The organism is Cohnella zeiphila, from assembly GCF_014212055.1.
Classification (GTDB): domain Bacteria; phylum Bacillota; class Bacilli; order Paenibacillales; family Paenibacillaceae; genus Cohnella; species Cohnella zeiphila.
Genome location: NZ_JACJVO010000017.1, coordinates 75,051 through 98,222 on the forward strand (window position 1 = coordinate 75,051; position 23,172 = coordinate 98,222).

Annotated in this window: 19 protein-coding genes; 15 read left to right on the forward strand and 4 right to left on the reverse strand. The window is 57.4% G+C overall.

Annotation, left to right across the window (positions count from 1 at the left end; translation table 11 throughout):
- Window positions 1-156 precede the first annotated feature (156 nt).
- Window positions 157-1,032: a class I SAM-dependent methyltransferase gene (locus H7C18_RS14500; RefSeq protein WP_185129791.1), complete on the forward strand. Its 876-nt coding sequence runs from the start codon at window positions 157-159 to the stop codon at window positions 1,030-1,032.
- A 117-nt stretch (window positions 1,033-1,149) separates the two neighbouring features.
- Here the strand turns inward: H7C18_RS14500 and H7C18_RS14505 are convergent, their stop codons facing one another.
- Window positions 1,150-2,148, reverse strand: coding sequence for a CobW family GTP-binding protein (locus H7C18_RS14505; RefSeq protein WP_185129792.1), 999 nt, complete (start codon window positions 2,146-2,148; stop codon window positions 1,150-1,152).
- Window positions 2,149-2,250: 102 nt separating this feature from the next.
- Here H7C18_RS14505 and H7C18_RS14510 point away from each other — a divergent pair, with 102 nt between their 5' ends.
- From H7C18_RS14510 to H7C18_RS14540, 7 genes are all read left to right on the forward strand, one after another.
- Window positions 2,251-2,607, forward strand: coding sequence for a (2Fe-2S) ferredoxin domain-containing protein (locus tag H7C18_RS14510; RefSeq protein ID WP_185129793.1), 357 nt, complete (start codon window positions 2,251-2,253; stop codon window positions 2,605-2,607).
- A gap of 17 nt (window positions 2,608-2,624) precedes the next feature.
- The gene (locus H7C18_RS14515) at window positions 2,625-3,599 is read left to right on the forward strand and encodes a CobW family GTP-binding protein (RefSeq protein WP_185129794.1); all 975 of its coding nucleotides are present in this window, start codon (window positions 2,625-2,627) and stop codon (window positions 3,597-3,599) included.
- A gap of 249 nt (window positions 3,600-3,848) precedes the next feature.
- Window positions 3,849-4,304 carry a Fur family transcriptional regulator gene (locus H7C18_RS14520; RefSeq protein ID WP_337913505.1) on the forward strand — a complete coding sequence of 152 codons (456 nt, stop codon included), beginning with the start codon at window positions 3,849-3,851 and terminating at the stop codon, window positions 4,302-4,304.
- 79 nt (window positions 4,305-4,383) lie between these two features.
- Window positions 4,384-5,598 carry a GTP-binding protein gene (locus tag H7C18_RS14525; RefSeq protein ID WP_238357696.1) on the forward strand — a complete coding sequence of 405 codons (1,215 nt, stop codon included), beginning with the start codon at window positions 4,384-4,386 and terminating at the stop codon, window positions 5,596-5,598.
- 188 nt (window positions 5,599-5,786) lie between these two features.
- Complete coding sequence (locus H7C18_RS14530; RefSeq protein WP_185129796.1) at window positions 5,787-6,731, forward strand: metal ABC transporter solute-binding protein, Zn/Mn family; 945 nt, start codon at window positions 5,787-5,789, stop codon at window positions 6,729-6,731.
- A gap of 91 nt (window positions 6,732-6,822) precedes the next feature.
- Entirely contained in the window at window positions 6,823-7,662 is an 840-nt protein-coding gene (locus H7C18_RS14535) for a metal ABC transporter ATP-binding protein (protein ID WP_185129797.1), read from the forward strand.
- Window positions 7,663-7,704: 42 nt separating this feature from the next.
- Window positions 7,705-8,541, forward strand: coding sequence for a metal ABC transporter permease (locus H7C18_RS14540; RefSeq protein ID WP_185129798.1), 837 nt, complete (start codon window positions 7,705-7,707; stop codon window positions 8,539-8,541).
- Window positions 8,542-8,714: 173 nt separating this feature from the next.
- On the opposite strand, the gene H7C18_RS14545 is transcribed toward H7C18_RS14540, so the two are convergent.
- On the reverse strand, window positions 8,715-9,569 hold the full coding sequence (locus H7C18_RS14545; protein WP_185129799.1) for a helix-turn-helix domain-containing protein: 855 nt from the start codon (window positions 9,567-9,569) through the stop codon (window positions 8,715-8,717).
- Window positions 9,570-9,730: 161 nt separating this feature from the next.
- Here H7C18_RS14545 and H7C18_RS14550 point away from each other — a divergent pair, with 161 nt between their 5' ends.
- A complete protein-coding gene (locus H7C18_RS14550) occupies window positions 9,731-12,769 on the forward strand; it encodes a glycoside hydrolase family 2 TIM barrel-domain containing protein (protein ID WP_185129800.1) in 3,039 nt (1,012 codons plus the stop codon).
- Window positions 12,770-12,834: 65 nt separating this feature from the next.
- On the opposite strand, the gene H7C18_RS14555 is transcribed toward H7C18_RS14550, so the two are convergent.
- Both H7C18_RS14555 and H7C18_RS14560 read right to left on the reverse strand, forming a co-directional pair.
- Complete coding sequence (locus H7C18_RS14555) at window positions 12,835-13,869, reverse strand: sensor histidine kinase (protein ID WP_185129801.1); 1,035 nt, start codon at window positions 13,867-13,869, stop codon at window positions 12,835-12,837.
- Complete coding sequence (locus H7C18_RS14560; RefSeq protein WP_185129802.1) at window positions 13,866-14,579, reverse strand: response regulator transcription factor; 714 nt, start codon at window positions 14,577-14,579, stop codon at window positions 13,866-13,868. The genes H7C18_RS14555 and H7C18_RS14560 overlap by 4 nt, the downstream gene beginning before the upstream one ends.
- Before the next feature lie 381 nt (window positions 14,580-14,960).
- Between H7C18_RS14560 and H7C18_RS14565 the strand changes: the two genes are divergently transcribed.
- The 6 genes from H7C18_RS14565 to H7C18_RS14590 all read left to right on the forward strand — a co-directional run bounded on the left by H7C18_RS14565 (window position 14,961) and on the right by H7C18_RS14590 (window position 23,172).
- Window positions 14,961-15,557, forward strand: a complete 597-nt coding sequence (locus H7C18_RS14565) for a class I SAM-dependent methyltransferase (RefSeq protein WP_185129803.1) — start codon at window positions 14,961-14,963, stop codon at window positions 15,555-15,557.
- A gap of 398 nt (window positions 15,558-15,955) precedes the next feature.
- The gene (locus tag H7C18_RS14570) at window positions 15,956-17,521 is read left to right on the forward strand and encodes a type 2 periplasmic-binding domain-containing protein (protein ID WP_185129804.1); all 1,566 of its coding nucleotides are present in this window, start codon (window positions 15,956-15,958) and stop codon (window positions 17,519-17,521) included.
- A gap of 128 nt (window positions 17,522-17,649) precedes the next feature.
- Window positions 17,650-18,507: an ABC transporter permease gene (locus H7C18_RS14575; RefSeq protein WP_273386753.1), complete on the forward strand. Its 858-nt coding sequence runs from the start codon at window positions 17,650-17,652 to the stop codon at window positions 18,505-18,507.
- Window position 18,508: 1 nt separating this feature from the next.
- Window positions 18,509-19,378 carry a carbohydrate ABC transporter permease gene (locus H7C18_RS14580; protein WP_185129806.1) on the forward strand — a complete coding sequence of 290 codons (870 nt, stop codon included), beginning with the start codon at window positions 18,509-18,511 and terminating at the stop codon, window positions 19,376-19,378.
- A 63-nt stretch (window positions 19,379-19,441) separates the two neighbouring features.
- Window positions 19,442-21,610 (forward strand): ADP-ribosylglycohydrolase family protein, encoded by a 2,169-nt coding sequence (locus H7C18_RS14585; RefSeq protein WP_185129807.1) that lies wholly within the window; start codon window positions 19,442-19,444, stop codon window positions 21,608-21,610.
- On the forward strand, window positions 21,607-23,172 hold the full coding sequence (locus tag H7C18_RS14590; protein WP_185129808.1) for a sulfatase family protein: 1,566 nt from the start codon (window positions 21,607-21,609) through the stop codon (window positions 23,170-23,172). Before H7C18_RS14585 ends, H7C18_RS14590 begins: the two co-directional genes overlap by 4 nt.

The following is a 23,172-nucleotide window of genomic DNA, read 5'->3' on the forward strand; positions in this document are numbered from 1 at the left end:
GGAGCGAGCGACAACGCAGCGCGGCCGCAGGGTGAAAGCCGGGCGGCTTTCTTCATTGGTCGAGAAGAGCGTTGTTTCGGTAACGAAAAAAGTTGCAAGAGGAATCGAAATCATATAAAATCTAATCGTAAAAATTACATTTAGAGGAGAACCGATATGTATTACGGCGTACGTATCCGAATGGATAGCAAACAAATGTGGCTGGACGGCATGAAAGACTGGGACGGAGAGCTTCCGGAGCGTATGACGAACGACGAGCAGGAAGAGGCATTCTGGCGAGAGATGATGGAGAAAAAAAGAGGCGCGACGGACGACAGCATGGAAGCTCTTCGATTGGCGCTGCTTCGTTATTTGGAGCCGACGGATCATGTGCTGGAGATCGGTCCGGGATGGGGCAATTATTCGTTCGCCGCAGCCGAGAAGGCGGCTTCGCTGACCTGTCTGGACAGCTCTCGAAGCGTGCTGGACTTCCTTCGGGAGGAGTCAAGCCGGAGAAATTTGCGGGTAACGCGGTTCGTTCATGCCAAGTGGGAGGAATTCCGCCCCGAAGAGCCGTTCGACGTCGTGTTCGGCATCAACTGCTACTACCGTATGCGGAAGATCGATCAGGCGCTGATCCGTATGAACAACGCTGCCAAGCGACTGGCCATAGTAGGCCTAACAAGCGGACCGGAAAAGCCGCATTTGTGGGAGATTCATCGACAGTTGGGGTGCCGCATTAAGTTCAAGCGCAAAGATTATATTTACTTGATGAATCTGCTTTACGAATTGGGCATTGATGCCAATTGCCAAATCGTCGAGTTGGAACGGGTTTACCGTTACGAAACCGAAGAGCAACTGATTCGGGACAATTTGCGGCCGATCATGGACGAAAATTACGATCGTAAAGCTGCAGTAGACATCCTTCTTCGTTACGTGACAAGACACAAGGGGGAATATATTTACCCGCATCGATTTAAGGCGGCGCTGTTGTACTGGAAGCCGGAGCCGATCGATGAATGGCGGAGCAGCGGTTTGTCTCCGCTGGACTAAATTTTTTCGAAATTTATAATCGTAAAAATTACAATTAAAAAGGTCCCGTATGCCGAAACGACAGAACCTCGCACCTGCCGATGAGCAAGTTGCGAGGTTCTGACAGAAGGAGGAGGATTAACTGGCGACGCAGCGGGCGAATTGTTCTCGGAACCATTGTTCGTCCAGGTTGCGGCCGATGACGACGAATTCGCTGACCGGCACTTCGCCCGGCTTCCACGCTCGATCCGGGTAAGAGGCGAACAGCATGTGAATGCCCTGGAACACGATGCGCTGCTTGGCGCCTTTAATATTCAGAACGCCTTTGTAGCGGAACGTGTCCGCGCCGTGCTCGGCGAGCCACTCGTTGATGAAGAGCTCCACTTGGTTCAGATCGAGCGGCCGGGTCTCGCGGAAGAAGACGGATGTCACTTCGTCGTCATGCTCATGGTCTTCTTCTTCGAGGAAGCCGGGATCGATCTCCAGCTTCTGTTCCAGATCGAATGCGTTGATCCCTAAGACGTGTTGAAGATCGATCTGGGATTGACGGGTACGGTGAAGCTTGGCGGCGGAATTCATGGAGCGCAGACGCTGCTCGAGCTTCTGCAGTTCCTCTTCGGAGACGAGATCCGTCTTATTGAGCAGCAGAACGTCGGCAAAGGCAACCTGCTCTTGCGCTTCGTGTCCCTCGTCCAAATGCTGATCCGCATGCTTGGCGTCGACGACGGTCACGATCGCGTCCAGCTTGAACCGGTCGGCGATTTCCGGGTCCACGAAGAACGTTTGCGCGACGGGGGCGGGATCGGCCAATCCGGTCGTCTCGATGACCACGCGGTCGAAGTCGGCCTTGCGTTTGCCTTTGCCGAATTTGGCCTCCGCCAAATCGCCAAGAATGCGAATGAGGTCGCCGCGCACGGTGCAGCAGATGCAGCCGTTGTTCATCTCGAAGATCTCTTCGTCCGCGCCAACGACCAACTGGTTGTCTATGCCGACTTCGCCGAACTCATTGACGATGACCGCAATCTTCTGGCCGTGATCGGCGGTCAGTATGTAATTCAGCAGCGTAGTCTTCCCCGCGCCGAGAAAACCGGTCAGCACGCTGACGGGAATGCGGGGATCTTGAATGGCTTCGGGCATGAAAGTTCATCCTCTCTTTTAATTGTAAAATTTACGATTAAAGTATAGAACGCCGATTTCGATTTGTCAAACAAAGACTCGGGAGTAGAAAGGGGTATTGGGATGACGACATGGAATTTGCAGGAAACCCGCTGTCATTTGCTCATCTGCAATGGCGACAGCTGCAAGAAACTGGGGGCGGAAGAAGTGACGACCGCCATCCGCGAGGAGATCGCGGAGCTTGCCTTGGACCGACAAATGCACACCACCCGAACTCGCTGCAACGGGCGCTGCAAGGATGCATGCGTCGTGATCGCCTATCCGGAAGGCGTCTGGTATCAGAACATAACGCCGGAAGACGGTAAGTCACTAGTGCGCAAGCATGCGGCCGGAGAACGGCTGGAGGAGAAAGTCGTCTACTCATTCGACGGGCAGCTGACGCCGACGGGACGTTCCGTGAAGGGAATCGATAAAAAATAGAAAGGGGCTGTCCGCCCATGAAGAAGACTCCCATTATCATCCTGGCAGGCTTTCTGGGAGCCGGCAAGACGACGCTTCTCGCCAAATTGCTTGAAGATGCCCTGGACAGCGGGCAATCTCCCGCGCTCATTATGAACGAAATCGGGGATATCAATCTGGATGGATTGGCAGTGGACGAGAACGTTCCTCAACGCGAAATGTTGAACGGGTGCATCTGTTGTACATTCCGTGCCGATCTGGGAACGGAAATCCGTCGACTTGCCGATGAGGTGTCGCCCGATGTTATTTTTATTGAGGCGACAGGCGTCGCGAATCCCATGGAACTGCTCGATGCGGCAACGGAAGCGGCCTTGCTGCTTCCCATCGAGATTCGGGCGGTGGCGACTGTGGTGGATATCGCCCATTGGCTGAAATGGCGGCAAGCCGGAGGCAAAACGTATCGTCTCATGGCTGATCAAATCCGCTGCGGAACCGTCATCGTTTTGAATAAGGCCGATTTGGTCACAACCGCCGAACTTGAGGAAGGAATGGCGGCTGTTCGGGAACTGAATGCGCACGCGCTCCTGTACCCGGCGGTCCGATGCGAAGTTGACCGAAGTGCCAGGAAAGAACTTATCCTCGGGGGTCATGCAGTGCCGGCGGCCGTCTCCCTGCCGGCGGAACAAAGCCGCGCGACGGACCGCAGCCAAGATCGTACGCGCGAGCACCGCCATTCTTACGATCACGTGACGGTATATACCCACTATTTCGAGGGCGAGATTGAACCGGAGTGGTTGAAGCAGACGATAAGCCGGCTGCCGGATCGCGTCTATCGGGCCAAGGGCGTCTTTACGTCGGCAGAGAGCGGGGAACGGATGATGTTTCACTATGCCTACCGACAGCTGGACGTGTTCCGGATCAATCCGCAGGGGAGCGTCCGGAATGCGGCGGTTTTTATAGGCGAGCAGTTCTCCGGGCAGGAGCTGGCCTCGCTGCTGGAGCGTCGTCGTTGAATGGTATGAGCGGAGTCTCAAAGTAAACTCATGGAGGATGCCGTTTGGCGATGAATGCCGGCTGGCATGTTTAGAGAGCCTTGTCGACAGTTCGGGCAGACTGATATGACGATCATGGCCAGGTGATGCAAAAGCGGCAGGAGAAGTTCTTGACGAATTTGGCAATGATGCCTACACTGTAAAAGTGTAAATATTACGATTTGAATGATCTGAAGCTGTAAAAATTACATATTGGAAAGGGTGAGGAAAGTGGCCGACAACAAAATGGAATCTATGTTGAATCGTATGTCAGAAGCCGGCCTGCGGATAACCGAGCAGAGGAAGAAGATGGCGAAGTTGTTCGCGGAGTCGCCCGGTTTTGTGTCGGCCGGGGAAATATTCCTATATCTGCGATCCTTTTATTCCGGTCTAAGCTACGATACCGTCTACCGCAATTTACGCTTGCTTTTGAAATTGGAGCTTGTGGAACTCGTGCATTTCGAGGATGGCAACAAGTTCAGAATCAATCGCGACGAGAAGCCGAGTCACCATCATCATTTTATTTGTTTGGCATGCGATTACGTGATGCCGATAGAATATTGCCCTATGGCTTCGCTTCCGGCCTTGCCGGACTCGGTTACGGTGATTAAGCACCGTTTCGACGTCTACGGCTATTGCGGGAACTGCGGAAAAAACCGCAAGCCTGAAGTTACTTATAGCGCCTAAGGTTTCGAATCAAGGCGTTATGACTCGAGACGATCAAATCGCGCAAGAAAAAAAGACAACCTTTCTGGAGGGTAAGCGTTTGAGACAGGAAAAAATTCCGGTTACCGTTCTAAGCGGTTATCTCGGTGCGGGAAAAACGACAGTGCTCAACCATGTGCTGAACAACCGCAACGGTTTAAAGGTGGCGGTGATTGTAAACGATCTGAGCGAGCTGAATATCGACGCGGAGTTGGTTCGGGACGGCGGGAAGTTGTCGCGTACCGACGAGACGCTGGTGGAGATGTCCAACGGCTGCATCTGCTGCACGCTGCGCGAGGATCTGCTTCGCGAGGTGGAGCGGCTTGCGCGGGAGGATCGCTTCGACTACATTCTCATCGAATCGACCGGAATCGGAGAGCCCGTTCCCGTCGCCCAGACGTTCAGCTATATCGACGAGGAGCTCGGCATCGACCTGACGAAGTTCTGTCGGCTGGATACGATGGTCACCGTCGTGGACGCCTACCGCTTCTGGCACGACTATTCGTCGGGCGAAACGCTGCTGGACCGCAACCAGGCGACCGGGGAAAACGACACCCGCGAGGTCGTCGATCTGCTGATCGACCAAATCGAGTTTTGCGACGTCCTGCTGCTGAATAAATGCGACATGGTGGAGGAGGAGAGCTTGCATGAGCTGGAGGGCGTGCTTCGCGCGCTTCAGCCCGGAGCCCGGCTTCTGCGGACGGTGAACGGAGCGATCGATCCATCCGCCATTCTGAATACCGGACTGTTCGATTTCGAGCAGGCGAGCTTGTCCGCAGGCTGGATTCGGGAGCTGGAGAAGCCGCAGCATACGCCGGAGACAGAGGAGTACGGCATCGCGTCGTTTGTCTACGAGCGGGTTCGACCGTTCCATCCGGGCCGGTTGATGGACTGGATGCGGGATTGGCCGGCCGAGGTGGTGAGGTCCAAAGGTACGATCTGGCTGGCGACGAGGAACGATTATGCGCAAAGCTTCAGCCAGGCGGGCCCCTCCATTCAGTTGGGACCGGAAGGCTGCTGGGTCGCCGCTTTGCCGAAGGCCGAGCGGCTGGAGATCCTTCGCGACGAGCCGGAACTGAGGAGGAGCTGGCATCCGGAATACGGGGACCGGATCAATCGGTTCGTGCTGATCGGCATCGGCATGAACCGCGCCGAGCTGGAAGCCGGCCTGGACGCCTGCCTGTTGTCCGACGCGGAGCTGCCGTACGACTGGCGGCGCTTCGAAGACCCGTTCCCGAACGTTGCCGGGGAGCTGCCGAAGGCGGCGACCCCCTGAGCGTGCGTCGTAATCCCGCTCATGAGCCTCGGGGCGTCTCATGCGGACAGTCCGAGTTCGCACATTCGCACGATCCGCCGTAATTTCTTGCGCCTCAAATCGCTCGTTGACACGCTCCGCAAGCTGGCCTATAATAGCGACAATGGTTTAATAGTAATTTTTACGATTAAAATTCAAGGAGTGTACTCATGAAATCATCCGTTAGTAAACGCCGTTTCACCCGACTCGCATTGCTGCTATCCGCCGTTCTCGTCATCGGTCTGCTCAGCGCTTGCGGAAGCTCCGACGATTCGAATCAGGCTTCGAATTCTCCGAGCGCCTCCGGTTCCTCCGGCGCTAAGATCGATATCGTTGCCGCCGAGAATTTCTATGGGGAAGTGGCCGAGGCCGTCGGCGGCAACTACGTGCAAGTGACGTCCTTGCTCACGAGCCCGGATATGGATCCGCACGATTACGAGCCGACGCCGGACGCGTCCAAGGCGATCGACGGCGCCAAGGTGGTCATCTTCAACGGAATCGGCTACGATGTTTGGGCCCAGAAGCTGATCGACGCTTCCGGCGACGCCAAGGACAAAACGGTGATTCGGGTCGCCAGCGATGTCATGGGGCACCAGGACGGAGACAACGAGCACGTCTGGTACAATCCCGAAACGATGCCGAAATACGCCGACTATCTCGCCGATCAGCTCGGCAAGCTGGACCCGGATCACAAAGACGACTACGCCAAGCAAGCCGATGCCTACAAGGCGACGCTCGCTCCGTTCACGGACGCGGTCGCTTCGCTCAAGCAAGCGTCTCCGCTGCCAATCGCCGTATCCGAGCCGGTGTTCGACTACATGGCCGAGGCGCTGAACCTGCAGGTGACCGACGAGAAATTCGAGATGGCCGCCGAGGAAGAGACGGACCCCGCGCCGGCCGACGTGGCGAAGCTGCAGGACGATATCAAGAACAAGAGCATCAAATTTTTCGTCAACAACAGCCAGGCCACCAGCCAGACCGTTCAGAACCTCGTCGATCTCGCCAAGCAAAGCGGCGTTCCCGTCGTCGAAGTGACAGAGACGTTGCCCTCCGGCAAAAACTATTTGCAGTGGATGACGGACCAACTGAAACAGATTCAAGATGCGATGAAATAAATAAAAATCATGTTCAACGATCACGGCATCCGAAAAACTTTGTCCGTCGCGGGCGAAGTTTTTCCGGGTTTCGCGGAAAGGGGGAAGCACGATGAGCGTTACCGCGCCAGCGGCCGCTTTGAATCGCACAACCGAGGGCGGCCCCGGTTCCTTGCCCGCTGCGCTGGAAGTGCAAGCGGTGTCCGTCCATCTCGGCGGCAAAACGGTGTTAAGCGACATCTCCTTTGAGGTGAAGCCGGGCGAATTTCTCGGCATCCTGGGACCGAACGGGGCCGGCAAAACGACGCTGTTCCGCGTGCTCCTGCAATTGATCAAGCCGCAGCAGGGTCAAGTCCGGATGAATGGGGGCCGAACGCTCGGCAAGGCGGTCATCGGCTACGTGCCGCAATCTCGCCAGATCGACCCGGAGCTGCCGATGCGCGCGCGGGACTTCGTCTGTCTCGGCCTGCCGCACCCGCTGCGCCCCTGGCTGAACCGCGCCGACAAGGAAGCGGTTCGCCGCGCGCTGGAGCTGACCGATGCGTCCCATCTGGCCGACCAGTCGATCGGGCGTTTGTCGGGAGGGGAGCGTCAGCGCATTTTCCTGGCGCAGGCCCTCGTTCGCGATCCGAAAATTCTGCTGCTCGACGAGCCCACCTCCAATCTCGATCCGGGCGCGCAGGAGGCGATGGCCGAGGTCGTCCACTCCATCTGCCGCACGCGCGGCATCAGCGTGCTGCTCATCAGCCACGACGTCAACCTGATCAACCGCTATGCGGATCGGATTCTCTATTTGACGCCGGGCCAATACGCCATCGGCACCGTGGAGGAAATTATGCAGGCCAGCGTTTTGCGCAAGCTATACGGAAGCGCGGTCGATGTCATCAGACTGGACGGCAAGCTGTTCGTGACGACGTCCAGCCAACCGGACTCGAAAGTTTGCTTTCATTAATGATGAGGCCTGAACACAAAACGCCAGTTTGGGAGTGAGGACTTGCTACAGTACGATTTTATGCAGCATGCGTTCGAAGCCGGCACGATCGTGGCGGTCATGTGCGGCGTCATCGGCGTGTTCGTCATTGCCCGCCATCTGTCTTTTATCGCCCACACGTTCTCGCATATCGGATTTTCCGGCGCTTCCTTCGCGGTGCTGGTCGGCTGGAATCCCATCGGCGGGCTGCTGCTGTTCTCCACGTTAAGCGCCTTTGCGATCGGCGGCTTCGGCGTCAAGATTTTCCGCCGGGAAGTGACGATCAGCGTCGTGCTCAGCTTTTTTCTGGGCTTGGGGCTGCTCTTTATTTCATTGTCCGCGAAGAAAGCGACGGCGATGTATGCGCTGCTGTTCGGCAGCGTGGTCGGCATCAGCTTGCAGAACGTGCTGGACATCGTCTATTTATCCGCGGGCGTGATCGCGGTGCTGCTGTTCTTCTACAAGCCGCTCAAATTCGATTCGTTCGATCCCGCGGGAGCCCAGGCCGCTCGGCTGCCGGTCCGTCTCCTCTCCATCGGGTTCCTCGTGCTGCTGGCCATCGCCGTCTCCGAAGCGATCCTGATCGTCGGCGCGCTGCTCGTCTTCACGCTGATGACCGCGCCGGCCGCGGCAGCCCGCCATCTGACGCATTCCGTCGGCCGGATGGTGCTGATCTCCGTCCTGTTCGGCGTTCTGGGCGTGTGGGGAGGGCTTGCGCTCAGCTATTATACGAACGCGCCCGTCAGTTTCTTCATTACTTCCCTGGAGGCGGTGTTTTATTTCGGCGCTCTGGGGTGGGACTGGCTCCGCGATCGCCGCAAGCCGCAGGAGGAGCGGACGACGGAGGGAAGCGCGGCTTGATGCGCGCCTCGCTTCCGTTCCCGCGCGCAGGCTGCGGCAGAGCTTCCCGAAGGCCCGCTGCGCGGTTTCAAGAAGGCGCGATCGCTCTTGGTGTGTCGGCGGTTCCGCTTCCCGGCCACTGCGGCTTCAAGGTGTTTTCCGTTGGCCGAGAAATATTCCATTTGTCGGATTCTTTATTGCCGCAACCGTTCCCGGAATTCCGACGGCGTGCAGGCATACTGCGCGCGGAACGCGCGGCTGAAGTAGACCGGCTCCATGCCGATGCGGGCGGCGATCTGCGCGAGGCTCATGCCGCTGTCCAGCAGCGCGGCCGCCGTCTGCAGCCGGATGCGCTTCCAGTACTGCAGCGGCGTCGTGCGGTACGTCTGCCGGAACAGCCGCGTCAACTGCTTGGGCGAGTAGCCGAACCGTTCGGCGACGTCGGCCACCGCCAGGCTCCGCTCCATATGGTCCTGCATGAACGTCGCGGCCCGTTGGACGACCGTATACGGCCCGGACACCTTCCGTCCGGGGGCGCTCTTTCCGTCGACGACTACTTGCTTGCGCGTCTCCACGAGGAACGCGTACAGCAGCTCCGCCGTCGCCCAGCTGTCCACGGGCGCCTTCATTCGCGCCCAGATGCCGGCGATCAGCCGCAGCAGCCGGTCGGTCTGCCGTAGCGGCCGCAGCGAGGGCTCCCGCCCGAAGCCCCATGACGTGTCGGCGGCCGCAGTGCCGGATGCAGCGGCTGTCGTCGTGAAGGTCACGTACGCGACATGCCAGGGGTGTTCCCCGTACGGCGTATACTCATGGCCGAAACCGGCGGGAATGAACAGCAGCGTCCCGGCCTCGATCAAGTCCCACTCCTCTCCGCCGCCGATCGGCCGGAATCGGCCTTTGCCGGATATGGTGACGATCAGATGGTGGGCGGAGAATCCTTCCACTCTCGCAATCGGCTGCTGATATTCGGTTCCCGCCGTGTAGACGACGTAGGGAATTTCCCACAGTTCTCCGGTATGCGGATTCGTGCGCAGCGGCAGCAGCTCCATGCGGCTCTCTCCTTGTTGCTTAGGAATCATGTCCGTTTTGTACTATTGCATGTCCGTTCCGTCCCTACTTCGCCAGTATAGCACAACGTATAATGAAGGGGCGTAAACGCCAACAAAAGTACAATCATTCGGATACGATTCGAGAGGAGTGCCCATAATCGATGATCAACGTGCCTAAGGTGTGGCAGGACCCGTCCGTGCTGCAGCTTCACCGCGAAGAGCCGCGGGCGTACTATATTCCTTACAGCGATGCCGGGTCTTCCAAGGCCGGCAAGCGCGGCAGGTCGCCCTATTACCGGACGCTGAACGGCAGCTGGAAATTCCGTTACCACGAGAGCGCGCGGCAAGTAGAGGAACGATTCTATGAAGACGGAGCGGACGTATCCGGCTGGGACTCGCTGCTGGTTCCGTCCTGCTGGCAGACGAACGGCTACGACCAGCTGCACTACACGAACGTGAACTACCCGATTCCGTGCGATCCGCCCTTCGTGCCGGACGAGAATCCGGCCGGACTGTACGTGCGGGAGTTCAACCTTCCGGACGCATGGGACGGGAAGAAAAAATACGTCGTCTTCGAGGGAGTCAATTCGTGCTTCTACCTGTGGGTGAACGGCACGTTCATCGGCTACAGCCAGGGCAGCCGCGTGCCGGCGGAATTCGACCTGACGAAGGCGCTGCGTCCCGGTACGAACCGGATCGCGGTGATGGTGCTCAAATGGTGCGACGGGACGTACATCGAAGACCAGGACCTGTGGCGGTATTCCGGCATTTTCCGCGACGTTTACCTGCTGGCGCGGGACGAAGTTCATGTGCGGGACGTGTTCCTGCGCCAGGAGCTGTCGCCGGACTTCGGCCAGGCCGTGCTGCGGGCCGAACTGGACGCTGCCGGCGGATCGCTGCCGGTAGCCGTAGAGCTGCGCGACGCCGAGGGCCGCACGGTCGCTTCCGGCAGCGCCGAGACGAACGGTCAAGCGGCGATTGAGCTGAAGATCGACGCGCCGACGCTGTGGAACGCGGAGCAGCCGTATTTGTATCGGCTGTACGTGAAGTCCGGAACGGAAGTGCTCTCGTTCCCGGTCGGTTTCCGCCGGATCGAAGTCGCCGCGGGGGGCGTGTTTACGGTCAACGGCGTCGCCGTCAAGCTGAAGGGCGTCAACCGGCACGATTCTCATCCGGAGCTCGGACAGACGATTCCGCTGAACCATATGATTCAGGATCTCAACCTGATGAAGCGGCACAACGTCAACACGATCCGCACGTCCCATTACCCGAACGATCCGCGGTTCCTGGACCTGTGCGACGAGTATGGCTTCTATGTCGTCGACGAAGCGGATCTCGAATGCCACGGCATCGGCGCCGCCGAACATTGGAAGGAAGGCTCCTTCCATACGCTCACGAACCATCCGGATTGGCGCGAAGCGTTCCTCGACCGGGCGAAGCGCCTGGTGGAGCGGGACAAGAACCATCCTTCCGTCATCATCTGGTCGATGGGCAACGAGTCGGGCTACGGCGACAATCATATCGCGATGCAGCGCTGGACGCGCGAGCGCGACCGTTCGCGGCTCGTCCATTACGAAGGGGCGGCGGAAGGCTACAAAGGCAGCACGGACGTCGACAGCCTCGATCTGGAAAGCCGGATGTACGCTTCCGTCCAGTATATGGAGGAATATGGCCGGGACGGGAACAAGACGAAGCCGCTTTTCCAGTGTGAATACAGCCATGCGATGGGCAACGGTCCGGGGGATCTGCAGGACTATTGGGATGTCATCTACAAATACCCGAATCTGATGGGCGGCTGCGTCTGGGAATGGTGCGACCACGGCGTGCTGACTCAGGCGGCAGACGGCACCCCCTTCTTCGCTTATGGCGGCGATTTCGGCGACCGGCCGAACGACGGCAACTTCTGCATCGACGGCCTGGTGTCGCCGGACCGCAAGCCGCATACCGGCCTGCTGGAGCTGAAGCAGGTGATCGCGCCGGTGAAGATCGAGGCGGAGAACGCGGACGAGGGGCTGTTCCGCGTGCATAATCTGTATGATTTTGCCGGGTTGTCGGGACTCTATTTGACCTGGAAAATCGAGTCGAACGGCTCCCTCGCGCAGCAGGGCCAGGTGTGGGAGCTGGAAGCCGCGCCTCACGGCAACCAGACGATCCGGCTGCCGATCGCCGGCGCCTCCTCCGCCGAACGCGTGTTGACGTTCTCCGTTCGGGCGAAGAACGAGACATCGTGGGCGGAGGCCGGCTACGAGCTGGCGTTCGCGCAGTTCGTGCTGGCGGCGGACGCCGCGACTGCCGGAGCCGCTCCCACGCCTTTGGCGGCTGCGGCTCCGTCCGTGCAGGCTTCGCTGCAGGGCGATCTGCTCACCGTGACGGGCTTCGACTTCCGGCACGTGTTCGACCTGGGACAAGGCGCGTTCGTCAGCCTCACCAAGCATGAGGTGGAGATGCTGGCCGCCCCGGCGAAATTTGCCGTCTGGCGGGCGCCGACGGACAACGACCGGAACATTAAGCTGAAGTGGACGGACGAAGGTTATGACCGCGCGAAGATGAAGGTGTACGATGTCCGGTGGTCGCAGACGGGCGACTCCGTCGTCGAGATCGATGTCGTTTTCTCGCTGGGAGGCTATATCCGCTATCCGATTCTGAAGGGCGAAGCGAAGTGGCGCGTGGACGGCACGGGCCAAGTGACGCTGAACGTGCAGGTCCGCGTGCGTGAGGAGCTCGTCTTCCTGCCGCGTTTCGGCCTGCAGTTGACGATGCCGGCGGGCACCGAGGAGATCGAATACCGCGGCTTCGGACCGCACGAGAGCTACATCGACAAGCGCCGCAGCGTTAGGAAGGGCACGTACCTGACGACCGTCGACGGCATGTTCGAAGATTACGTCCGTCCGCAGGAGAACGGCTCCCGCTTCGGTACCGAGTGGGCCATCGCGACGAACGCGCAGGGCATGGGACTGGCTTTCTCCGGCCCCGCTCCGTTCTCCTTCAACGCGTCGCACTTTTCACCGGAGGAGCTGACGGCCAGCGCCCACTCGTACGAGCTGAAGAAGAGCAAGCTGACGTACGTGCATCTCGATTACAAGATGAGCGGCGTCGGTTCCAACTCCTGCGGCCCGGAATTGCTGGAGCCTTACCGGCTGGACGAGAAGGAGATCGCCTTCGAGTTAGCGATCAAGCCGGTGTTCAAGGAAGACGAGTAAGGCAATACGGATAGGATCAAGGGGGTTGTCCTAAAAGGGATAGCCCCTTCTTTAGTTAGTACCCCTTAACCCCGGACCAACGTGACCTTAAACACGCTTCCTAATTCGGAGCTCGTCTCCAGTTCAACGGTCCCCTGGAAAATTGCAAGCAAATGGCGGACAATCGACAGGCCAAGCCCGGCCCCGCCATGCCTGCGCGCCCGTGAAGAGTCGATTCGATAAAACCGCTCAAAAACCAGTTCCCTTGATGGAAGGGGTATTCCCTTCCCCGTGTCCGAAACCAGAACCGCAATCCGTTCATCTTCATGCAAAACCTGCAGCGTAACGTTCCCATTTGGCCGATTATACCGGATGGCATTGTCCAGCAGGTTTCGAAAGGCCAGGAATAAGAAGCTTTCGTCCCCCTTAACCAAAGCAGAGAAAGGCTCCACCGGTTGAAGCGTCACCCCGTATTTGACTGCCATTGGTTCCATAAATGAGACCGCATCCGTGAGAATGTCGGCAAGCTCCACAACATCGTGCTCACGATGCGCGCGATCGTACGTGCCGTCAGCCAGCAGCAGCAAATCCTCCGTTAACGATTCCAGCCGGGACAGCGTCCGCTCCGTTGTCGCCCTGTAATCTCTCCATTCGCTTGGATCAATGCCATCGCTGTCTCCGGCCACTTCAAGATTCGTGCGCAGAATGGAAAGCGGTGTTCTTAATTCATGCGCGGCCGCGGAAACAAAACGGGCCTGCTGATTAAAAGAGTGCTCCAGCCCATCCAGCATTGTATTAAAAGTGATCCCGAGCTTCTTCAATTCATCGTGAAGCTGGTCAATCTCCAACCTTTTGTCGAGCGTGGTTGCCGTTATTCCGGCGGCGGTCTCACTCATCCGCTTCACAGGCTTAAGGATAATCACTGCGAGCCATTGCGCGCTGAGAATCATGCCTGCGAGCGCCACAAGCAAGCTTATGATCCGCCCCTGCAGCTCCGACACGATCCTGGAAGCTGAGAAAAAAGACTCTATAGCCGTATATAGAATAAGCATTGCCGCCAAATAAAGAATGGCATACAGCGTCAATCTTGAGCGCAGCGAAAGACGGTTCCATCGTCTCATGTCGTCTCCTCTTTCTCTCCGGCTGTGAGCAGCGCCCATTTATACCCATAGCCTTGGACGGTCTGAATATACCCATCTCCTGCCTCCGGGTCATGGTGCGCGAGCTTTTTGCGCAAGGAATTGATGTGGACCCGGACCGTTGAGGTAAGCGGATCCGCATGAATATCCCAAACGTGCTCAAGAAGCCTTTCGGACGATATGACCTCGCCGGGATGCAGCATCAAATATTCGAGCAAACCGAATTCTTTTCTCGTCAAAGGAACAAGAACGTTCTCGAACCAGACTTCCTTTGTCTTCGAATCCAGGGTAAGCCGGTCGAACTGCAGGACAGGGCTTTTCACAGGCGAACGCCGGCGAAGGAGCGCCCGGATGCGGGCAAGCAATTCATTGAACACAAAGGGCTTACGGAGATAGTCATCCGCACCCGAATCGAGTCCTTCTTCCACCTCGTCCGGATGGCTGCGCGCTGTCAGCATGAGGATAAATACATCGTTATGGTGCGAGGACTGGCGAATTCGTTGACAAAGGGTAATGCCATCCAGCTCCGGAAGATTGATGTCGAGGAGAATCACATCATAATCATTGGTATCCGCCAGCTCCCACCCGGTTAGCCCGTCAAGAGCGCTGTCCACTGCATAGCCTTCCCGCTTTAATCCCTTGGCTAATGCGCGTGAGAGGTCCTCCTCATCTTCAACAATGAGGATTCGCATATCCCCCCTCCTTCCTTCTATGACCATAGCATATCACTCCCATTTCCGCGATGCGAGGAAAATCAGGCAATCTCTCGGAGCTTCAGCCCGACCGGGGGGCTCCATTTGTCAAAAGGCGCTAAAGGCAGTGAAGCAAGTAGCGGTGGATACTTCTGGATGAGCTAAGGAAGCTGTGAACTGCCATCGGCACGACTCAAGACTAAAGGTCCATGCGTCGTCGGCGCATGGGCCTTCTTCTGTCGTAATTGTTGTTTTTCCTGAACCGTTTTCTCCGATTGGCTGCTTGACGGACTGGCGTTGTACATGGGTTACGGTGATGCAGGAAAGTACGAGTAGGTCGTGGAATAAATATGCAAACGTTACCGAACGGAGGTTTACAGAATGAGAGATTGGGATGAAGCGTATACCAGCGGAAACTTTCGAGACTACTGGGATCTCCCGTATCCGTCTCAAGAATTGGTCGCGTTCGTGGCTTCCATGGATCTTCCCCCTAACATTACCGCTTTGGATGTGGGCTGCGGCGCCGGCAGCGAAGCCATTTTTCTTGCCCAGCGGGGATATCGCGTAATCGGCGTCGATCTGAGCGCCGCTGCCTTGAACATCGCCAGGGAACGGGCGAACAAGGCGGAGGTTCGGGTGGATTGGCGTCAGGGCGACGCCTTGAATTTACCGTTGGAAAACCGATGCGTGGATATGGTCAATGATCGCGGATGCTTTCACAGTATTGCTGAAGAAAATCGGCGGCGATTTGCGGAGGAAGTCGCGCGGGTGCTTAAACCCGGCGGGGCGATGCTGCTCAGAGGCTGTCGCGACAAGGCAGAAGAAGGACATTTTGTCTTTGTGACCGAGCAATCGGTGGACCGGCACTTCGGCCGGTATTTTAAACGTGGCCCGGTGCTGCCGATCCAGATGATGGTCGGCAAAGGCTACAGCGAAGAAGGAATGAAGGGCAACCTGGTCGTTTTGAAAAGAAAGTGAAAGTTGACGCAGGGCGATTGCATGATTAGGGCCGTATGACCGTCGTCTTGTCGTCGCCGCTTTGCAAATGGCATCGTATGGTTCCCGGAATCCCGGCAGAACGCCGCCGACGGAACCAAAAAGTTATTGACGCCATAGGGGCAGCTTGCTATTATAATTCTTAATAATTCTATTGGAATTATAGGTTATCTACCTGTCATTGTTGACCGGTCCACCGGAGATACGCTTGCTTCCTTGGCGCATTCCTTTTTTTTGCGTTCCAGCATGAAAAGGGAATATGATACGTAGATTAAAATCGAACCGGTTCCATTTTTGCGTCTTTGTTTCACGAATTCCAAGCTCTCGATTAATGCTCTCTGTTTAATAGCTTCATCATATGACATTTGGAGGAATTAAAAATGAAGAGATGGCTTCCGGTCTCGATTGCGGCAGTACTTGCCATGGGAACGATTGCTGGGTGCGGGGACTCTAACGACAACGCGGCCCATTCGGTTGATTCGGGAAGTGCGGATAACACGGCGGCGCCGTCCGCGCCGGCTTCTGCTCAGGACGATCTGTCGAAGAAGCTGGATATCGACATTCTGACCATCAGCTACGGCGGCGCCAGCTGGTCGAACGACAGCGCGATTGCCCAGTTCCTCGACAAGAAGTTCAACGTCCATTTGAACTTCCAAGCGATCTCGCAGGACAATTACGAAGAGAAGCTGAACGTGCTGGCAGCCGCCGGGAAATTCCCCGACGCCTTCCTGGTGCAGAAGGCGGACTTCCTGAAATGGCGGGACAAAGGCGTGTTCCTCGATCTGGCCCCCGTCATCGACCAGTATCCCAATTTGACCGAATACCTGGGAGGCAAGGAATCTCTTCAGTTCATGAATCCTCCCGGCAAGATTTACGGTCTGCCTTATTATCAGATCGAGACGCAGACGTCCTTCGGCATTCGCAAGGACTGGCTGGATAAGCTCGGACTGCAGTTGCCGACGACGATCGATGAATTTTATGACGTGGCCAAAGCCTTCGCAACGCAGGATCCCGACGGAGACGGCAAGGCGGATACTTACGGATTCTCGGCTTCTCTCGTTCAGAACAAGACCGATTTCAAGCATATCGATCCGATCAAAGCGGCTTTCGGCCTCGTCAACAACTGGGGCGTGAAGGACGGCCGGTTGATCAGCTGGCATACCCAAACCCAGGAGCTTAAAGATTTCGCGACCTTCATGAACAAGGCATACAAGGAAGGCGTGCTGGATAAGGACTTTGCGATCAACAAGGTGAAAGATCCGCAGGACAAATACGAGTCCGCGGGGAAAGTCGGCATCGACGACGTCGTGCCTAACAACTTCTATCAATCGATCGTTCCGAATCTCAAGAAGGTTGATCCGAACGCGGAGACCGTGCAGCTGCTGCCGCCGAAAGGACCGACCGGCTTGCAGGGGACGTCCACCAACTCCATCACCCAGAAGGTCGTCATTAATGCCAAGATCGACAAGGAGAAGCAGGCTCGCCTATTGGATATGTTCAATTACTTCCTGTCCGACGAAGGCGATATTCTGACCAAGAACGGCGTCGAGGGGACCGATTACAAGAAGGACGGCGATAAATACGTCAAGCTGGACGCTTTCGATCAGGACGGCGCCAATCAGATCTCCACGCTGCTGCTGCGCCGGTTCGATCTGCATACCCAGATCCATCTGTGGGACGATCCGACAACGGTGGCGAACGTCGATCAGTGGTTCAAGAACAGCGAACCGTTCAAATGGGCGGACGCGGCAGCCGGGCTCGAATCGCCGACCGCGACCAAGCAGGGAACGACCCTTGACCAGAAGTTTATGGCGACGCTGATCAAAGTCATCATGGGCGATCAGCCGATCGGCGACATCGACCAGGCGGTGGCGGATTGGAAGAAGAACGGCGGCGACCAGATAACGAAGGAATATAACGACGCCTACCAGGCATCGCAGAAATAAAGCCCTCTCCGAGGAGGAACAACATGAGCATGGGAGAAAAAGAAGAGGCAGTCGCACAGACTGCTTCTTCTCCTGTCGGAAGAAGCGGAGGCGCCGCGGCGTGGTTCCGCGGGATCCCGATCTACTTGATGATCCTGCCCGGCTTCCTGTTCTTCGTCATTTTCAAGTACATTCCGATGGGCGGACTCGTGATTGCGTTCCAAGAATACGATCCGTTCCTCGGATTTCAGGGTAGTCCATGGGTTGGATTGGACAATTTCCACCGTCTGTTCTCGGATCCGGACTTCGGAATGCTGCTGCGTAATACGCTTTTCCTAAGCGGACTGAATCTTTTTTTGTTTTTTCCGGCACCGATACTTCTGGCAGTACTTCTGAACGAAGTGAGCCGATCGTGGTTCCGCAAAAGCGTGCAGACGATCATCTACATGCCCCACTTCCTATCCTGGGTTATCGTCGTCAACATTACGGTCGTGCTGTTCGCCACGCAGGACGGTGGCATCAACAACCTGCTGGATAGCCTCGGTTATCATCGGATCGAATTTTTGACGGATTCTCATTATTTCCGCGCCCTGTACGTATTCCAAAATATATGGAAGGAATCCGGCTGGAGCGCGATCATCTTCCTCGCGGCGCTGGCCGGCGTCAATCCGATGCTGTACGAAGCGGCCGTCATCGACGGCGCGAGCCGTTGGAGACAGGTATGGCACGTCACGCTTCCGGCGCTGAAATCGACCATCGTCATTCTTTTTATTCTTCGGCTCGGACAGGTGCTGGACCTCGGCTTCGAGCACGTTCTGCTGATCCAGAACCCGGTCAACTTGAATGTGGCCGATGTCTTCGATACTTACGTTTACCGCAACGGGGTGCTGCAGGGCAATTTCAGCTATTCGACGACCGTAGGCGTCTTCAAGTCGGCGATCGGACTGGTCCTGATCATTCTCGCGAACCGGCTTGCCAAAGCATTCGGCCAAGAGGGGGTTTACTAGCATGAGAAGCTTCGATGCCCGCGGCAGGCAGCCGGCCTTTACGATCCTGACGATCGGCATTCTGCTGATCAGCTTGCTCGCCGTCGTGTTCCCGTTCTTGTATGTCGTCATGACTTCGTTCGCGCCGAGAGAAGAAATTCTGACCCGCGGCTTCTTCCTTCTCCCCCATCGCTGGACGATCAACGCTTACGGCTATTTGATGAACAACCGCCAATTCACGACCTCGTTTCTAAACGCCGTTCACATCACGGTCGTCGGAACGATCGTCAACATGGTCCTGACCTCGCTCATGGCTTACGGGCTATCCAAGGCATGGCTGAAGGGCCGGAGGGCGCTGAACTTTATGGTGCTGTTCACGATGCTGTTCGGCGGCGGGATCATACCGACCTATCTCGTCGTCAAAAGCCTTCATCTGCTGGACAGCTACTGGTCGATCTTTCTGACGGGAGCGATCGCGCCGTTTCACCTGATCGTGATGCGAAGCTTCTTCCAGAACCTGCCGTCCGAATTGGAGGAGGCGGCGCGCATCGACGGCTGCGGCGAATGGCGGCTCCTCGGGCGAATCGTTCTGCCGCTCTCGATGCCGGCGGTGGCTACATTTACGCTATTTTACGCGGTGCAGAACTGGAATTCGTATTTTAACGCGGTACTCTATTTGAACGACTCGGACAAGTGGCCGTTGCAAGTATTTCTGCGGCAGATGATGAATGAAGCCAACGACAGCATGGAGAACGTATCGGGAGCGTTCGAATACAGTCCGACCGTGAAGATGGCGGCGATCGTAATCACGGCGCTTCCGCTGCTCGCGGTCTACCCGTTCCTGCAGAAGTATTTCAACAAGGGAATGCTGATGGGCTCGGTGAAAGGATAACGGCTCCGATGCAAATGACGCGCGCAAAAGGTAGACGATCCTAAAAAGGAAGGTGCCTGATTCATGGCGATTCAAGAAGATTATGCGGAGCGGGTGTACGCGGGCTGGCTGGCCAAGGTGATCGGCGTCAGGCACGGCGGCAACATCGAGAACTGGACGTACGAACGGATCGAGCGCACGTTCGGCGAGATCAAGGGCTATCTTCACGACTTTAAAAACTTTGCGGCCGACGACGACACGAACGGCCCGCTCTTTTTTCTGAGAGCGCTGGAAGACTACGTGTGCGGAACGAACATTACGGCGGAGCAGATGGGGCTGACCTGGCTGAACTACGCGCCCGACGGCCACGGCTTCTATTGGTGGGGGGGATACGGCAAATCCACGGAACATACGGCCTATCTGAATTTGAAAAACGGAATCATGGCGCCGCGCTCCGGCTCTATCGAGCAAAACGGCGCCGCCGTCGCCGAGCAGATCGGCGGGCAGATCTTCATTGATGTCTGGGGGCTGATCGCGCCCGGACGCCCGGAGTTGGCGGCACACTTCGCGGAGAAGATCGCGTCCGTCTCGCATGACGGGAACGGCAAATACGGCGGCATGTTCATCGCCGCTTGCATCGCCGCGGCATTCGCGGAGAAGGACATCGGGCGCATCATGGAACAGGGACTCTCCGTCATTCCCGCCGATTGCGAATACGCGCGGATGACGCGAACCGTCATGGGTTATCACCAGGAGAACCCGGACAACTGGCGGCATGCGTTCCGCTTTGTCCAAGAGCATTACGGCTACGACAAGTACCCGGGTCACTGCCACATTATCCCGAACTCGGCCGTAATCGTCTTGTCGCTTCTGTACGGAGAGGGCGATTTCTCCCGAACGATCAACATCTGCAACATGTGCGGCTGGGATACGGACTGCAACGTAGGCAACGTGGCGACCATTATGGGCGTGCGCGGCGGAATCGGCGCGATCGGCGACGTTTGGCGGAAGCCGATCAACGACTTTCTCTGCTGTTCGAGCGTGATCGGTTCGCTGAACATTCTCGACATCCCCTGGTGCGCATCGTATATTGCCAGAATCGGGTATAAGCTGCAGAACGAGCGACCTCCGGGCAAGTGGGCAGAGATCCTTGCCGAACAAGGAACGAGCTTCCACTTCGAATATCCCGGTTCCACGCATGCGTTCCGGCTGGAGCATAACGACCCGCTCCCGGTGACGGGATGGATCGAGAACACGACCGAGGCGTCTGCTTCCGGAATCCGGGCGCTCAAAGTCGCGTTCGACAGCGTGCAGGGCGGCTGCGCGTATCGGGTTTACCACCAGACCTACTATCGTCCGCATGACTTCAATGACAGCCGGTACGATCCGAGCTTCTCGCCGATCCTGTATCCGGGCCAGACGGTCGAAGCCAAAGTACGGCTGCAAGGGCCGGCCGGCCAGCGGGTTCGGGCCCGCCTGTACGTCAAGGACGGCAACGAAGGAACCTATTATTACGGAGACACCGTGCCGTTGACTGCGGATCGCTGGACGTCCCTGCAATTTACCATTCCTTCGTTGAGCGGCGTCTGCCTGGAGCAGGCGGGCCTCGAACTCGTGCCGATGGACGGCAAGGGGGCGCGCGGACCGAGCCTCGTCTGCTATATCGACGATGTCTCGTTCGGAGGCAAGCCGAACTATGCGGTCGATTTCGCCCGCGAACGGCTGGAGCGCTGGAACGGATTGCACCTCGAGGTCAGCCAGTTGACGTATCTTCGCGGAATTTGGACGCTGGAAGACGGAGAACTGAGCGGCAGCTATTATGGCGAACCGGCGGAAAGCTATACCGGCCAGCTGTCATGGGACGATTATGTATTCGAAGCAAAGGTCGTGCCGAAGCTCGGCGAACACCATCGCGTCAACTTCCGCGTGCAAGGCGGGATCCGCTCTTACGCGGTCGGTTTCGCGCCGGAAGGCAAGCTCGCGCTGTACAAGAACGACAATGGCTATCGTACGTTAAGCGAATGCGCTTGCGATTGGGAACTCGGGCGAGCTTCGGCCATCGCGGTCCGGGCGGTCGGCAATCATTTTCAGATCACGGTTGACGGCGCCCTTCTCCTTGATTATACCGACGAGGATCGTCCCTATTTGTCCGGAATGATCGGATTCTCGAACGCGGAGGGAAGCCGCACTCATTATCGAAGCTTCTCGGTATCCGGTTTATCAGCCCATCAAGAGGAGGCCGCGAACGAATGAGCCGATCGAATCAGCCGAATATCGTCGTCATCTGCAGCGACCAGCATCATCCGCTCGTCAGCGGATATCGCGGGCATCCCTTTATCGAAACTCCGAATCTCGACGCGCTGGCCGCGGACGGCACCCATTTCACGAGAGCCTACAGCAACTGCCCCGTCTGCACGCCGAGCCGGATGAGCTTCATCACCGGCAAATATCCGAACCAGATCGACAGTTGGTTCCTGGGATGCCCGCTCGATCGGGAAGAGATGACCTGGTCGCGCAAGCTGGACGAAGCGGGAATCACCTCCGCGATGTTCGGCAAGATGGATTTCTGCGGCGACTATCAGGATGGGGGCTTCAGCGAGTACAAGATCATCAAGAAACGGCCGGCGTTCAAGCCGTATCCGCGTACGACGCCGCTCTACTCTCGGCTGGAAGGGCACGTGCGCGTCGATAAACGTCAGCATATTCTGAACGCGGGCGTGCGCGAAGAGATCGTCACGGACGGCGATACGGGGTACAACCAGGACCTCGGCTTCTACGACCACGACCGGGTCGTTACCGATTGGGCCGTCGACTTCCTGAAGCGCAAGGGGGAAGGGGCGAATAACGGCAAGCGGAAGCCGTGGGCGATGTACGTCGGCCTCATGTTCCCGCACTGGCCCTACAAGGTGCCGCAGCGCTATTACGACCTGTATTACCCGGACAAGGTGGCCATGCCGCACGATGCGCTTTTTCCGAATGACGGCCTGCACCCGCAGGTGCGCAACATGCAGAACGCGCTCGGCCTCGGGCATCTGACCGAGCCGGAACTGCGCAACGTCATTGCGGCCTACTACGGAATGATTACGGCGCTGGACGACAATGTCGGCAGGATTATCGCCGAATTGAAGGCCCGGAATCTGTACGACGACACGTACATCGTCTACATGTCGGACCATGGCGAGAACCTTGGCGAGCATGGCCTGTTTTACAAACAGTGCAGCTATGACGGTTCCGTCGGCGTGCCGTTGATCGTCAAGGGACCGGACTTGCCGAAGGGACAGCGAATCGACCGGCCGGTGACGCTTGTCGATCTGTACCCGACGATCCTGGACATCGCGGGGCTGGAGACGGAGCCGGACCGCCCCGGCAACAGCTGGTTGCCGCTCATCCAAGGCGGCGAGCAGCCGGATCGGCCCGATTATGCTTTCTCCGAATATCACGGCAACTTCTTCAAGCAGGACTGGTATATGCTGGTCAAGGACGGTTTTAAATACACCTATTACGTGAATGACCGCCCGTCGCTGTTCAATCTGGAGGAAGACCCGAAAGAAATGCATGACTTGGCCGAATACGAGCAATACCGCGATCTTCTGGAGACAATGGAGTCGCTGCTGCGGACGATCGTCGATCCGGAGGCGGTGTCGCTGCGGGCCAAACGCGATCTCGGCCTCATTGGCCCGAACGGCGAAGATTATACGCTGACGATGACCGATCCCGAATGCAAGGAGCTGATCAAGCAAGGCGTATTCGAGGACGAGGCGGAATTCCCGCAGTGGGAAGGCGCACCCGGCATTTGGGTAAAGGAGGAACAGTGA

What these genes read in the sequence shown, in the direction of transcription:
- H7C18_RS14500 (WP_185129791.1), top strand. Translation starts at nt 157, where the DNA reads ATGTATTACGGCGTACGTATCCGAATGGATAGCAAACAAATGTGGCTG.
- H7C18_RS14505 (WP_185129792.1), bottom strand. Translation starts at nt 2,148, where the DNA reads ATGCCCGAAGCCATTCAAGATCCCCGCATTCCCGTCAGCGTGCTGACC.
- H7C18_RS14510 (WP_185129793.1), top strand. Translation starts at nt 2,251, where the DNA reads ATGACGACATGGAATTTGCAGGAAACCCGCTGTCATTTGCTCATCTGC.
- H7C18_RS14515 (WP_185129794.1), top strand. Translation starts at nt 2,625, where the DNA reads ATGAAGAAGACTCCCATTATCATCCTGGCAGGCTTTCTGGGAGCCGGC.
- H7C18_RS14530 (WP_185129796.1), top strand. Translation starts at nt 5,787, where the DNA reads ATGAAATCATCCGTTAGTAAACGCCGTTTCACCCGACTCGCATTGCTG.
- H7C18_RS14535 (WP_185129797.1), top strand. Translation starts at nt 6,823, where the DNA reads ATGAGCGTTACCGCGCCAGCGGCCGCTTTGAATCGCACAACCGAGGGC.
- H7C18_RS14545 (WP_185129799.1), bottom strand. Translation starts at nt 9,569, where the DNA reads ATGGAGCTGCTGCCGCTGCGCACGAATCCGCATACCGGAGAACTGTGG.
- H7C18_RS14550 (WP_185129800.1), top strand. Translation starts at nt 9,731, where the DNA reads ATGATCAACGTGCCTAAGGTGTGGCAGGACCCGTCCGTGCTGCAGCTT.
- H7C18_RS14555 (WP_185129801.1), bottom strand. Translation starts at nt 13,869, where the DNA reads ATGAGACGATGGAACCGTCTTTCGCTGCGCTCAAGATTGACGCTGTAT.
- H7C18_RS14560 (WP_185129802.1), bottom strand. Translation starts at nt 14,579, where the DNA reads ATGCGAATCCTCATTGTTGAAGATGAGGAGGACCTCTCACGCGCATTA.
- H7C18_RS14565 (WP_185129803.1), top strand. Translation starts at nt 14,961, where the DNA reads ATGAGAGATTGGGATGAAGCGTATACCAGCGGAAACTTTCGAGACTAC.
- H7C18_RS14570 (WP_185129804.1), top strand. Translation starts at nt 15,956, where the DNA reads ATGAAGAGATGGCTTCCGGTCTCGATTGCGGCAGTACTTGCCATGGGA.
- H7C18_RS14575 (WP_273386753.1), top strand. Translation starts at nt 17,650, where the DNA reads ATGATCCTGCCCGGCTTCCTGTTCTTCGTCATTTTCAAGTACATTCCG.
- H7C18_RS14580 (WP_185129806.1), top strand. Translation starts at nt 18,509, where the DNA reads ATGAGAAGCTTCGATGCCCGCGGCAGGCAGCCGGCCTTTACGATCCTG.
- H7C18_RS14585 (WP_185129807.1), top strand. Translation starts at nt 19,442, where the DNA reads ATGGCGATTCAAGAAGATTATGCGGAGCGGGTGTACGCGGGCTGGCTG.
- H7C18_RS14590 (WP_185129808.1), top strand. Translation starts at nt 21,607, where the DNA reads ATGAGCCGATCGAATCAGCCGAATATCGTCGTCATCTGCAGCGACCAG.